Source organism: Kitasatospora sp. NPDC101235, from assembly GCF_044767505.1.
Classification (GTDB): domain Bacteria; phylum Actinomycetota; class Actinomycetes; order Streptomycetales; family Streptomycetaceae; genus Kitasatospora.
Window position 1 is genome coordinate 1 of the sequence record NZ_JBIWNZ010000069.1, and the last position, 12,087, is coordinate 12,087.

Here is a 12,087-nt window from a genome sequence, read left to right on the forward strand (position 1 = left end):
CCCGGCCCCCTACGTCCATGCCTACAACGCAGACGGCAAGGAGATCTACAACCAGAAGACGCAGCCCACAGTCAAGGGCGCCCGCCAGTAGGCGTCACTCAGGTTGAACTCGTCATGTCGTAGGTGCTGACGGACCTTGATCCCTGCGGTATGAATCGGGGTGCGATACGCGCAGGGGCGGGTTCACTGCCCAACAGCGTCGGGAGCGGGTGCGGTTGGAGGCCGCCGAGCGGTTCGAACGGGGTGACGGCAACAGGGCGATCGCGGCTGACCTTCCGGTCACCGTGCGGTCGGTGGAGCGGTGGCGTCAGGCATGGCGGCAGGGCGGTTCATCCGGCTTGGAGTCGAAGGGGCCGCAGTCGCTGCCCAGACTCAGCGAGCGGCAGTTCGGCCAGCTGGAAGGGGAGTTGGAGAAGGGGCCGCTCGCTCACGGTTGGGAGGACCAGCGGTGGACGCTGGCGCGGATCAAGACCCTGATCGGCCGGCGGTTCCACGTCTCGTACACGGTCCAGGGCGTGTGGAAGCCGATGCGACGCAACGGCCGGTCGTGCCAGCAGCCGGTCCGTCGGGCGATCGAACGCGACGACGGGGCGGTCGAGATGTGGAAGAAGCAGGTGTGGCCGCAGGTAAGAGCCCAGTGGCGGCGCTCGGAGCCTGGCTGGTGTTCGAGGACGAGGCCGGGATCTCGATGACGCCGGCGAGGGCCCGCACCTGGGGACGCCGTGGCCGCACGCCCGTCGTTCGGGTCCGCGGCCGCTCCCGCCGGCGCGTCTCGATCGCCGCCCTGACCTGCTACAAGCCCGGTGAGCGGTCCCGCCTGATCTACCGGCCCAGGCCCGACGACGGCCAGGGCCGGAACAAGGGCCGCAAGAGCTTCGCCTGGACCGACTACCGCGACCTGATCATCGCGGCGCACAACCAGCAGGGCGGCCCCATCGTCCTGGTGTGGGACATCCTGAACACCCACCGAGGCGCCGGCATGAAGGAGTTCATCGCCGCCCAGGAGTGGCTCACCGTCTACCAGCTGCCCCCGTACGCGCCCGACCTCAACCCGGTCGAGGGCATCTGGTCGCTGCTGCCACGCGGATTCCTGGCCAACGTCGCCTTCACCGACCCCGATCACCTCGTACGCACGGTCAGGCGCGGCTTACGGAAGATCCAGTACCGGCCTCGGCTCATCGATGGCTGCCTGGCCGCGACCGGGCTGATCACCGACATGGCGAATTCAACCTGAGTAGTTCGTTGAGGGGTGGAAGGTGGACCCCCGCGCGTCTGCTACGGAGGCTGAACGTGACGGTGCCCACGCAGACACCGCCCGCTCGACCTGGACCTGCCAGCTGTGTGTCCGGGTCGTAGACACGATAGAATCTGCTCGATAGTTCGAAGCCTTCCGGTCTGCCGGAAGGCTTTTCGCGTTCTTGAGGAGGATCAGATGACAGACCTTGCTGTCCGCAGAGCGGACGCCAACGACCGCGATGTCCTGGAACGACTCTGGCCGCTCTTCCTGCACGACCTGTCGGAGTTCAGGGGCATCCTGCCGAACCCGGACGGAACATACCGGCGCGAGTGGCTGGATTCGGCGATCAGCGATCCCACCTGGTGTGCCTATCTCGTATGGTCTGGTGACCGGCCGGTCGGCTTCGCGTTCGTACGCGCGCTGGACAGCGATGCGCGCGTGCTGAACAGCTTCTTCGTGGTGCGTGGGGCACGCCGGTCAGGCCTCGGGTTGCGAGCGGTGCAGTCCGTCCTGGCCTCGCACCCTGGCCGATGGGAGATCGCTTTTCAGGAGGAGAACGCGGGCGCGGCACGCTTCTGGCGTCACGTCGCTTCCGAAGTCGCGGGCGAGGCGTGGACCGAGGAGCGGCGACCGGTCCCTGGGAGGCCCAAGCTGCCGACGAACACATGGGTTGCCTTCGATGCGCGGTAGTCCTCCTCCGTGTCAGTTCGTGAAGGCGTGTCGGTCAGGCTGGCTGGTCGCCGCGGTAGAAGTGGCAGGCGCAGTCCATGCACTGTTCGGGGCCACCGAGGCGGAGGCCGGTGGGCAAGAGGTTGTCCTGGCAGGAGCCTCAGCCGGCCAGAAGCCCCAGGTGTGCAGGGCGCCGGTGAAGCGCAGGCGGCACAGGGGGATCTGCTCACCGTCCTTGAGTTCGCCGGCGACGTACGCGAATCCGGTGCGGAAGCAGACGTCGACGCGGGTCAGTTGCGGCCAGCGGTCCTTGGCGTGGTCGTTGAGGCGGACGCGCAGGTGGTGCTGCATCGAGCCGGGTGGTTCTTCGGCACGAGCCCTACCCTGCCCGGTGCGGCGGTGGCCCGCCGTGATCATCGGCCATGAGCGCACGCATGCTGGCGGGTGGGATGGTTGCGGCGGTTGCCGTGACCTTGGACGAGACTGCGCGCAAGGTGCTGGAGCGGCTGGCTTTCTCCGCGAAGGCCCCCGTTTGGTCCGCCGATCAGCGGTCAGTTTTCACCCGTCGCCGACACCTCCGCCCTCCGGGCGGAGGACCGTCGCAGCGGCCATGAGCATCCCTGCGGATCGTTCCACTACGGGATGAGCCAATGCTTCGACACGGTTTCAGAGGGTAAGGCCGGTGGGCCCATATGTGCTGCAGAATTTGCAATCACAGCTGGTCAGGGAGTTCGCCTGGCAATGGGCCGTCGGCCAGTAGCGGGATGTACAGGGGCCTGGGTCGAGCAGCGTCTCGTCGCGGGGCACCGTCCGGTCGCACCAGGTGCAGCGGACGGCTGCAGGCACACCGGCCTCCTGCAGGCGCTGGGCCGCGACGACGGCCGTGTCGAGCGGGGCTTCCTCCAGAACCGCCGCAGGGGCGCTGCCCAGAAGAAGCTTGCTCCGCCACAGGCTCAGTCCGGTCACCGCTCTGACAGCCTGCAGGGCTCTCTGTCCCCCGTTCCCGGATTCGGTCACCAGCACGGTGAACCCTGGTACCTCCATGGACACATCTCCTTCGGCGACGGGACAGCCGCCCTCAGTATGTCGACGGAGAGAGCCCTCGACCCATCAGTTTTCAGTGACCGCTCAGTCGTCGCGCATCGGCGCCTTCACGAAGTCCGGCCAGAGCCAGTCTGGCCGATCCCCATCGGTCGGGTAACGTCATCTCTGGTGAACATCCGCAGCACTCAAGATCGCTAACTGCTGCCCAAAGTGCTGACCAATCGTTGTTACTTCACGTGAACGAAGCCAAGCGCTCTACCGCACGGCCTCGCCACCGCCCTCGGCGACCCCGACGCCGGCGTGCGGCACGCCCTCGCCCACGACCCGGCCCTGCTGCCCACCCAGGAACGCCGGGCCCGCTACTACACCGACACCGCCCGCATGTGGGACGGACCGCCGCACCTACGATGCGCTCCTCGCAATGGAACGCACCGCCCCCGAAGAAGTCCGCCGCCCGCCCGTCCGAGCGATCACCGCCCGCCTCGTCCACTCCCCGACCCGCATGCCCGGCCTACGCCCCTTCGCCGCCCGCCCTGGTTCGGTGCCCGGGCGGGCGGCTCAGCGGGGGCTGCCGGTCAGCCGGCGGCGATGGTCGGGTCGGCGAACGTCTCGCGGGGCCCGAAGTCGGTGTAGGTCACGGTGATGGTGGAAGTGACGGTCGTGCCGCCCTTGGGCACCTTCATGGACTGCGCCTGCGCCAGGATGCGACCGAAGCTGTCGATCCAGACGTCGTGGTCCTGCGCGGTGACACCCTGATCGACCATCCGCCCGTAGTTCTTCGGGTCGATGGCCTGGATTTGGGCGGCCGTCAGGCGTGCGCCGAGGTGGTAGGCGGGGACGCCGTTCTTCTGCTCCATGCCCTTGCGGGCGGCGGGGCCGGCCTTGACGAGGGCCTTGGCGTAGGCGGAAGGGTCGGCGTCGTCGCCGCTGTCGGTGTCGCTCTGGCTCCAGGCGCTGCCCGACTTCCCCTTGTTGCGCAGGAAGGTGGCCGTGCCGGTGCTGATCGACTCCATCCAGATCGTCGGCTCGTCGCTCTCGTCGCCGACCATCATCTTCGTCTCGATCCGGCACTCCCGGGTCGGGGTGTTGAAGTTGATCCGGCCGGTCTGGACAATCACGGACCCCTGGCCGCCCGCCGTCGCGGTGGTCTTCATGGTCTCGGTGGCGGCGTAGGGGGTCAGGTCCGGGTTGGCCAGGGCGACCGCGGGGTCGAACGCGCCGGAGGCGTCGACCGGGGCGCCGGTCGCGGTCGGCGTCGGCGCGACTGTGGCCGTGGGCGTGGGCGCCGCCGTGGTCGCGGTCGGGCTCGGCGTGCTGCTCACACTCGCAGTGGCGCTCGCCGCAGGCGAGGAGCTGGCGGCCGGCGGGGCGGACTGCGCGTCGTCGCCGTTGTTGCAGGCGGCCACGGCGGACAGGGCGAGCACCGTGGCAGCGGTGATCAGGGCGGTACGGCGGATCGTCACAAGTTCTCCGTCAAATGGGATCGAACGGGAGAACACTTTCACGGACCATCGACATTCTCGAACGCATTTCCGACCAGGACCGCCGGACATGCAGTCCACAGCATCCACCGGGAACCGGGACACCGTTCGCAACCGCTCCGGACCGCCGCCCGTCGACCCACGACACCGAACCGCTTCGGGGGCGCCGGGTGCTGAGGCAGCATGGCACCCATCCGAACAGGGGAGGACCGTTGAAGGGGATTCTGGTCCCGTTGGTCGTGGCGGTGGTGACCACCGTGATCACCGGGCTGGTCCAGTCCCGGGTGGCACCACGCACCGAACGGTGGGGCGGCCACTACAGGGCGGCCGTCGCCGACCGGGACCGGTTCCGCAAGACGCTGGAGACGGTGCGGGCTACCGGGTCCGCTACACCCTCGCCACCAAGCTGGTGAACGAGCTGGTGGAGGCGCGCGGTGAGTGTAGCGGGCTGATTTCCGCCAGGGGCGGTCTTCATGGGACCGTCCCTAGATCGTGCGCAGCCGACGTTGGTGGTGACAGCGGCGGGCGACGGCCTGGCGTTGTCGGCGCCAGGTGGACCAGTTCAAGGCGTGAACGCGGGGCGAGCACCGTGACGGGTGTGGGCCGTGGGGGCGGCCGGCCGCCAGGAGCCGCCGGATCTCTGCCACGGTGAGGTCCACCAAGGTGCGCGAACCGTTTCTGCAGCCCCCTTTGATGCCGCAGCCATCGCGGCCGGGAAGGCGTGGGCGAGCATGGCCAGGGTGATGTGCCCGCATCCAGCCGGTGTAGCGGCGGACCTCGTACTGGTCCGGGCCACACTCGTTCTTCGTGGCCTGGAAGCACTCCTCGATCGTCCAGCACATCCCGGCAATCCGCACCAACTGCTCTACTGTCGTGTCGAGTTGTGAGCAGGCGAGGCAGTAGGCGATCTCGTCGGGCCTGCTCGGGCTGCGGCGGGCCAGTGCCCACCGCTGGCGGACCTGGGTCTCGTCCTGGCAGTCGTACTCCGCCACCGCCGGCAGTCGGATGGCCGCCCAGTCGTAGACACGCGGCCCCTTGGCGCCGTTGCCGCACGAGACCCGTTCCCAGGCCTCGGCCGGAGCCTGGGAGAACAGCCAGTCGATGCGTGGACAGCCCACGCTGAACTGGGACTTGGGCACCGCAAGGACGTAGCCGACGCCGGACTGCTCCAGCAGCCGGCGAAAGCGCCCCTCCTGTCCGTAGGCCGAGTCGGCGGTGACCCAGGCGATGGGCAGCGGGGAGGCGAGTGCGCGTAGGACCATGGCCTTGGCCAGCTCACCCTTGGTGTGGAACTCCCGCTCGTCGGGGACCTTCGCCGCACGGCAGCGGTCCCGATCCTCAGTCCAGGACTTGGGCAGGTAGAGCTCGCGGTCGACCAGGGCCCGTCCGCGGCTGGTGGCGTAGGCGGCGAAGACCCCGATCGGGCCCGGCTGCTCCACCGGGAACCGGTTGCCGCTTCCGCCTCGCCCCGCCTGGCCGTCTGGGGGCCTGTGAAATAAGAATCAAGGGTTACGAACCACAGGGGGAACGCATGAGACCACGGTGGGCCGCTGTCATCATTGCCATGCTGCTGCTCGCCGGCTGCGCCGCCACCGCGGGGCCCGCACCCGAGCCCGAGGGCGCCCGTCTCTCGCCGCAGGCGCGCGCTTACCTCTCGGACGCCCTGGACCTGCTCCAGCGTGACTCCCTCAACACCGCGAGGGTGGACTGGAAGGATGTCCGTGCCAAGGCCTTCTCCCATGCCGGCGGCGCCCGCACCCCGCAGGACACGTACCCCGCGATCAACGGCGCCGTGGGCGCGCTCAACGACCACCACAGCCGCTTCTATCCGCCGGACCAGGCCGACCGGGTCGGCGGCGACCCCGAGGTCGTCGACTCCCCGACCTCGCGCCAACTCCCCGGCCATATCGGGTATCTCGCCCTTCCCGGGGTGAACGGCTCGGACCGCACCTACGCCGAGTACGTGGCCCGGGGCCGTGCCGCCGTCGCCGGAACGGACCAGGCGGGCGCCTGCGGCTGGGTGGTGGACCTGCGCGGTGAGACCGGCGGCGGGATGTGGGCTCCGCTCGCGGTAGCGGCGCCGATCCTCGGCGACGGCCCGCTCGGCGGCTTCGTCACCGCGGACGGCAGACGGGCCGCGTGGTCGATCCGCGGCGGCGTGCCGTACCAGGACGACACCCCGCAGGCCGACGCCGACGGCGTCCACCCACTCGCCGCCGCCAGCCCGCCGGTCGCGGTGCTCACCGGACGCGGGACGGCCAGCGCGGGCGAGGCCGTCGCCATCGCCTTCATCGGCCGGCCGGCCACCCGCAGTTTCGGCGACCGAACCTACGGGGTGCCGACCGGCAACGAGCCGCACCGCCTCTCCGACGGGGCCGTCATCCTCCTCGCCGGCGCCGCCGAGGCGGACCGTACCGGCCGGATCCTGGAGGGCCCGCTCGTACCGGACGAGACCATCGGTTCCCCCACCACCAAGAACGCCGACCCGACCCTTGAAACGGCCGTCAACTGGCTTGTCGGCCAAGGTCCCTGCAAGGGCTATTGATTCGAGATCCGTACCTGCCTGCGGATGGTGATCGACCTGTGACGCCGTAGTACTCCGGTATGACGGTGGGTCCGGCTCCCTGGTGTGACGACCGGCAGGGTGCCGGCGCGGGATGGTGAGGGCATCGATCGAACGAGGGTGAAGGAGCCCGAGCATGTCCGCGATCCGCCGTCAGATCACTACTGGTGTCCGTGCCGGGGTCCGGGCCGGCCTGGCGCTGCCGGCCGGTGTGGTGGGCGCGGTGCTGGTGCTGTCCGGGCAGCCCGGGCGGGCGGCCCGGTGGCAGGAGCGGGTGTCGGGCGGCCGGGGCTGGACCGGCGGCCGGGTGCTGGCCCGGGCGGTCCTCGGGCTGCCGCTGGACGCGCTCGCGCTGCTGATCACGGGGTACGCGCTGTTCAGCTCGGTACGGAACTTCGGCTACCCGCTCTGGTACCTGGACACGGACTACCACCAGGCCTGGGGCGGGCCGAGCATGGCCGGGGTCTGGGCGGTGCACGCGACGGGCTGGGCGCTGTGCCTGTACGTGCTGCTGCGCTGGCCGGTGCGGTGGATCACGCGCGGCCAGCGGGCGCTGACCGCACGGCTCGTTCACGACCGGCCGGCGAACCCGGTCGCCCAGACGATGCCATCGGTGTCGGCCGCCTGACCAATACGGGGCAGGGAAAGACCTCGGCAGAGCCTTCGCGGCCACCAGCCCCTGTCCCTCCTCGATCCCGACCGCCGACAACAGGTCCCACTGGCCCGCCTCCAGGCCCGGCCGGCCAGCCCGCTGCGCCCTGCACCCACCGGCCGAGCTGCTCGCCCTCGAACACCGTCTCCTGCGGCAGCACGGTCCAGTCCACGCGCCCGTCGGCTTCCAGCCACCACGGCCGCGCCGTCGCCTACGCCCGCTGCCAGGTGATCGGCCAGGACGGGCACCACCACGGGTCGATCTCCTCCGGCACGGCCCGCCGCTCCGGCGCCGGCACGCCTCGTCCGGCCGAAGCCGGCGGTGGGGGCGGCAATGCGGTAAAACCGTTCGCCGAACCGTCCCCGCGCGTGATCCGCTGTCCGCGGGAGTGGGGCCTGCACTCCTGGGCGGCGGTGCTCGTGTACCCGCGGCCCGCAGGAGTGGTCACCATGGAGGAGTGGACAGACACCTGATCGACGTTCCGGGCGTCCTGGACGTCGGACCGACGCCCAGGACGGCGCTTGCGTGGTTGCCGCCGGCGGAACTGTGGCAGGCCGTCCAGCGGATCCGGGAGGAGCACGATCCGCAGATCCGCCGCTGGCCGCCGCACGTCAACGTGCTGTTCGGCTTCGTCCCGGAGTCAGACTTCGGGCCCGCGCTCCCGCTGCTGGGCGCCGCCGCGGCCGAGCACGCCCCGTTCACCGCGCGTCTGCACGGGGTGCGCCACTTCCCCCACCGCCACGACGCCACGGTCTGGCTCGACCCGGCGGGTGGCGGCCCCGGCCCGTGGCAGGCGCTCCACGGCTCGCTGGTGGAGCGCTTCCCCCGCTGCCGGGGTCGCACGGACGACTTCACACCCCACCTGTCCTTGGGGCGGACCCGGGACCCGCGCCGGCTCGCGCCCGAACTGGCCGCCCGCCTGGGCACCACCTCGGCACGGGTCACCGAACTCACCCTCCTCTCCCGCCGGGGCGACGGCCCGATGCGGACCCGGTTCACGGTCGAGCTGGGCACGGGCGAGGTCCGGCAGCTGCCGGACCCCGGGCCCGCGTGAGTGCGGGTCTCGGCTCCCCACCGGCGCGTTCGAGGTCATCGGCGGCAACTTGATGCCCAGGATCCCGCCGTTCACCCTGCTGGACGGGTTGTCCCGCGGTTTCGGTCCAAGGAAGTCGCCAAGCCCCGACCCGTCCCATGGCCTCTGCGCGGGCGATTGCATGTCAGCACACAGAGCTCCGCGCACCGACGCGCGGAGTTCCGGGCACGGAGGCACTGGCCCAGGTCCTACCACCCGACCCCGAGGGCCGCGAGCGTCGGCCTCCAGGCCCGGCCTGCCCGCTGCGCCCGCACCCAGCGGCCGAGCTGCTCACCCTCGCGTCCTACGGGCCGGGCTGGTCCGTCGCAACGCCCGGAAGGGCTGGCGAGAAGCCCCCGGTTTCAGCCGAGGGAGGAGTCACGGGCCTTCATGGAGGACGTGCACGGCTGCCCGCCCCCGCCCGCCCGCCCGCCGCAGACAGCCACACGTACGGCCTCAGCACGGGAGGGGCGAGAGCCTCGCCCCGAAAGCGATGCAGCAGGGAGCTCGGAGCAACCGTGGTCACGGCCAGCCGTCAGCCAGCCCTCTGATCGCAACGGTGTGTGAATGCCGTCCGGCGTGGACGACGAACAGCGGATACGGGGGCGGGTCCACGAGGCCGGCCGCGACGACCGGGAGCTGCCCCCCCACCAGGGAACGGCCTCCTCCTGGACGTGACTGGCTGGAACGCCGAGGAACTCGCCGCCGGCGCTGCGCTGCACCAGGTTGTCCGCGTGGCGCGCGGCGGTGAGCGGGACACGGGGGTTGGCCGTGAGTGCCGGTCATGGGGAGGGTTCGGTGCTTCGAAGGCTGCTGAACACCGCGGGGGTCATCCAGCCGCGGAGCGTGGCGTGAATCGTCGATCGGAACGCGGTCTCAGCCGTGGCGCCTTCGAGGGCCCCGGCCAGCTCGAGAGTCACAAGCCCGTGCAGGGTCACCCACAGCGAGAGCGCGATCAACGTCACCTCGCCCGCGAGGACGGACTCCGTCACGGCGCGATCGATCGCCGCGAGGAGCGGCCGGACGGGGTCACCGGTACCGACCGCGCCCGACGGGTCGAAGGACTGCACGCCACCGAACAACACCGTGTAGAGGTGGCTGTGCTCGCTTCCCCATCGCCGGTACGCGACGGCCAGCGCGTAGAGGTCGACGAGGGGAGCCTCGGAGACCGGCACCGCCGACAGGTCCTGGAACAGCCCGGCGACCGCTCTGCTGCGCACCTCGTCGACCAGTGCGTCCTTGCCGCCGAACAGGGAGTACACGGCTGCCGTTGACGTCCCGGCCGCCGTGGCCAGGGCGCGGACTGTGACCGATTCCCGCGGACGGGTGGCGAACATCTCGGTCGCGCACTCCACGAGTCGCTCTTTGACGGTCTCGTCGTTTGTTCTCGGCCTACCCATGACGAGAAGCCTAGCGTCTCTGATAACGTCGTTTCGAAACAGTGTTTTGAAACTTCGGAGGTCCGCCGTGCCCACGTCCGCCCTACGTCTCGCCCGCTTCACCGGACGCTTACTGCTGGCCCTGGGAGCCGTCGCCGGGCTGGTCGTCGTGTTCCTCGCGCTGATCGTCCTCACGAACGGGGCAGGCTCAGGGCTCGCCGCATGGTCGACGACCCTGGGAGCCGCGACTGTCGCCGCGCTGTGGCGGGGACGGCGCCGTCCCCGGCCGGCGCGGCTCGCGCTGTTCCTGCCGGTGGTCGTCGCGGCGGCGTTGACGGCGTCGGTCTGCATCCCAACGGTGCCCACGGCGCGGCGTTACCCGCCGGACCTGCCGTTCGTGGCCACGCAGCACTGGAGCCTGACCACGGGCAGCCGGGTCGCGGTGTACCACTACCCGCCCGCGAACACCGGCGCCCGACACCCCATCCCGTTGGTGTACCTGAACGGCGGACCGGTCCGCAGCATCTCCGTGCTCGACCACCGGTTCCTCCAGCTCCTGGCGCAGCAGGGCTACGACGTCTACGCCTACGAGCAGGCCGGCGGCGGACGGAGCGACCTGCTCCCCATGGACCAGTACACGATCTCCAGGTCGGTCCAAGACCTCGCCGCCTTCATCGACCGCCTGGGCATGGGCAAGGCCGACATCCTCGGATCCTCCGCAGGCGCGGTCGTACTCACCCGAGCCCTGGCCGACCCGGACCTCGCCGCACACTTTCACCGGGCGGTCATCGCCGAGCCCGGCCCGATGGACGGTCCCACCGCGCGGATCACCGGGCACAAGGGCCGCGAATCCGCGCGCGGCCTCGCACCGGCCGTGACCGGACCCCGGTCGACGCACGTTCCCCGGTACGCCACCGCATTCGGCCTCATGCGACTCGGCCTCCTCACCCCCGACACCGGGTTGATCGGACAAGCCGAAGGCGACAACGCGTTCACCGCCGCCGACCTCGGCAGCGACACCGCATCCGCCTACTGCGCGCGCGACGCGCACCGCATCCCCGCCGAGGACACGGCACAGAACTTCTCCTTCAGCCCCGCCGCCAGCATCCGCATCAAGCAGACGATCGAGGACTCACCCTCCATCGCCCCGCAGCTGAGACTCTCCCGGACCCCCGCGATGCTGATGATCGCCGAGTGCTCCTCCCAGATCCGTCAGTGGGAGACCACCGTCCTTGCCAACGACCCAGCCATCCAGCGCACCCAGTACATGCCCGGGGTCGGACACCACATGTGGAACGGCCTCGACGACAACGACGAACGAGCCTGCGCCGCCATCACCGCATTCCTCCAGGACGAGCCGGCACCGCTGCCGAACTTCCCGACCCGCGACGACATCCCCGCCTTCCTCGGCGACAACAGGTGACGACGACCGGGCCGGCTGCCCTTTCGCTGCCTCCGGCCGCTCCCCAGAGCCACTCGGATCGCCCGCACCACGACGGACTGCGCGCACTGCGGTGCGAGAGCCAAGCACCGCCTCCCCCTCTCCGAGAGGACCTACACGTGCACCGCGTGCGGAGCCTCGTCCCCCAGGGACAAGAACTCCGCCCGCGTGATGCTCGTCCGGGCTGGTCTCAACCCGGCTGGTGCCGATCGCGGAAGACCTGAACACCCGCAGGGCGATCAGGCAGCGTGAGCCAGAAATCCCCTCCCCTCCAGGGAAGGGAGGATGTCAAATACCGCCCTCTGAAATTGCCGGGGTGGGTCGGGCCGATTGAAGCCCGGCGGCCGCCCCGGAGCACTGTGATGGTCAGCTGGTTGCGGCCTGGTAGAGGCCGCGGCCGACGCGTTCGGCGCGCCCGGCCTTGGTGAGGCGCTCGAGTGAAGTGCGGACGGCGTTGATCGCGGAGGCACTGGCGTCGCGACCCAGAGCCCGGGCGATGTCACCGGCACGCACCGGCCCGCCGGCTGTGGCCAGGTGTTCAACGATGGC

Annotated in this window: 15 protein-coding genes; 9 read left to right on the plus strand and 6 right to left on the minus strand. The window is 70.5% G+C overall.

The window, feature by feature from the left end:
• Positions 1-143 precede the first annotated feature (143 nt).
• The 3 genes from ACIRRH_RS43345 to ACIRRH_RS43355 all read left to right on the plus strand — a co-directional run bounded on the left by ACIRRH_RS43345 (position 144) and on the right by ACIRRH_RS43355 (position 1,927).
• The gene (locus ACIRRH_RS43345; RefSeq protein WP_403078977.1) at positions 144-692 is read left to right on the plus strand and encodes a winged helix-turn-helix domain-containing protein; all 549 of its coding nucleotides are present in this window, start codon (positions 144-146) and stop codon (positions 690-692) included.
• Complete coding sequence (locus ACIRRH_RS43350; RefSeq protein WP_403078979.1) at positions 689-1,234, plus strand: transposase; 546 nt, start codon at positions 689-691, stop codon at positions 1,232-1,234. The genes ACIRRH_RS43345 and ACIRRH_RS43350 overlap by 4 nt, the downstream gene beginning before the upstream one ends.
• A 198-nt stretch (positions 1,235-1,432) precedes the next feature.
• Complete coding sequence (locus tag ACIRRH_RS43355; protein WP_403078958.1) at positions 1,433-1,927, plus strand: GNAT family N-acetyltransferase; 495 nt, start codon at positions 1,433-1,435, stop codon at positions 1,925-1,927.
• A gap of 12 nt (positions 1,928-1,939) precedes the next feature.
• On the opposite strand, the gene ACIRRH_RS43360 is transcribed toward ACIRRH_RS43355, so the two are convergent.
• From ACIRRH_RS43360 to ACIRRH_RS43370, 3 genes are all read right to left on the minus strand, one after another.
• A complete protein-coding gene (locus ACIRRH_RS43360) occupies positions 1,940-2,257 on the minus strand; it encodes a hypothetical protein (RefSeq protein WP_403078960.1) in 318 nt (105 codons plus the stop codon).
• Positions 2,258-2,572: 315 nt separating this feature from the next.
• Positions 2,573-2,950 carry a ribosomal protein L7/L12 gene (locus tag ACIRRH_RS43365; RefSeq protein ID WP_403078961.1) on the minus strand — a complete coding sequence of 126 codons (378 nt, stop codon included), beginning with the start codon at positions 2,948-2,950 and terminating at the stop codon, positions 2,573-2,575.
• 575 nt (positions 2,951-3,525) lie between these two features.
• Complete coding sequence (locus ACIRRH_RS43370) at positions 3,526-4,413, minus strand: hypothetical protein (RefSeq protein ID WP_403078963.1); 888 nt, start codon at positions 4,411-4,413, stop codon at positions 3,526-3,528.
• A gap of 230 nt (positions 4,414-4,643) precedes the next feature.
• On the opposite strand from ACIRRH_RS43370, the gene ACIRRH_RS43375 reads away from it, so the two are divergent.
• Positions 4,644-4,844 (plus strand): hypothetical protein, encoded by a 201-nt coding sequence (locus ACIRRH_RS43375; protein ID WP_403078965.1) that lies wholly within the window; start codon positions 4,644-4,646, stop codon positions 4,842-4,844.
• 72 nt (positions 4,845-4,916) lie between these two features.
• Here the strand turns inward: ACIRRH_RS43375 and ACIRRH_RS43380 are convergent, their stop codons facing one another.
• Positions 4,917-5,870, minus strand: coding sequence for an IS701 family transposase (locus ACIRRH_RS43380; protein ID WP_403078966.1), 954 nt, complete (start codon positions 5,868-5,870; stop codon positions 4,917-4,919).
• A gap of 125 nt (positions 5,871-5,995) precedes the next feature.
• Between ACIRRH_RS43380 and ACIRRH_RS43385 the strand changes: the two genes are divergently transcribed.
• The 3 genes from ACIRRH_RS43385 (at position 5,996) to ACIRRH_RS43395 (ending at position 8,700) form a co-directional block, all read left to right on the plus strand.
• Entirely contained in the window at positions 5,996-6,976 is a 981-nt protein-coding gene (locus ACIRRH_RS43385) for a S41 family peptidase (protein ID WP_403078968.1), read from the plus strand.
• Positions 6,977-7,130: 154 nt separating this feature from the next.
• Positions 7,131-7,622, plus strand: coding sequence for a hypothetical protein (locus tag ACIRRH_RS43390; protein ID WP_403078970.1), 492 nt, complete (start codon positions 7,131-7,133; stop codon positions 7,620-7,622).
• A 481-nt stretch (positions 7,623-8,103) separates the two neighbouring features.
• A complete protein-coding gene (locus tag ACIRRH_RS43395; RefSeq protein WP_403078972.1) occupies positions 8,104-8,700 on the plus strand; it encodes a 2'-5' RNA ligase family protein in 597 nt (198 codons plus the stop codon).
• An 800-nt stretch (positions 8,701-9,500) separates the two neighbouring features.
• Here the strand turns inward: ACIRRH_RS43395 and ACIRRH_RS43400 are convergent.
• On the minus strand, positions 9,501-10,118 hold the full coding sequence (locus ACIRRH_RS43400; protein ID WP_403078981.1) for a TetR/AcrR family transcriptional regulator: 618 nt from the start codon (positions 10,116-10,118) through the stop codon (positions 9,501-9,503).
• A gap of 67 nt (positions 10,119-10,185) precedes the next feature.
• Between ACIRRH_RS43400 and ACIRRH_RS43405 the strand changes: the two genes are divergently transcribed.
• Both ACIRRH_RS43405 and ACIRRH_RS43410 read left to right on the plus strand, forming a co-directional pair.
• On the plus strand, positions 10,186-11,520 hold the full coding sequence (locus tag ACIRRH_RS43405) for an alpha/beta fold hydrolase (protein WP_403078974.1): 1,335 nt from the start codon (positions 10,186-10,188) through the stop codon (positions 11,518-11,520).
• Positions 11,521-11,577: 57 nt separating this feature from the next.
• Entirely contained in the window at positions 11,578-11,790 is a 213-nt protein-coding gene (locus ACIRRH_RS43410; RefSeq protein ID WP_403078983.1) for a zinc ribbon domain-containing protein, read from the plus strand.
• A gap of 114 nt (positions 11,791-11,904) precedes the next feature.
• Here ACIRRH_RS43410 and ACIRRH_RS43415 read toward each other — a convergent pair.
• A partial coding sequence (locus ACIRRH_RS43415) for a type IV toxin-antitoxin system AbiEi family antitoxin domain-containing protein (protein WP_403078975.1) occupies positions 11,905-12,087 on the minus strand: 183 nt, incomplete at its 5' end.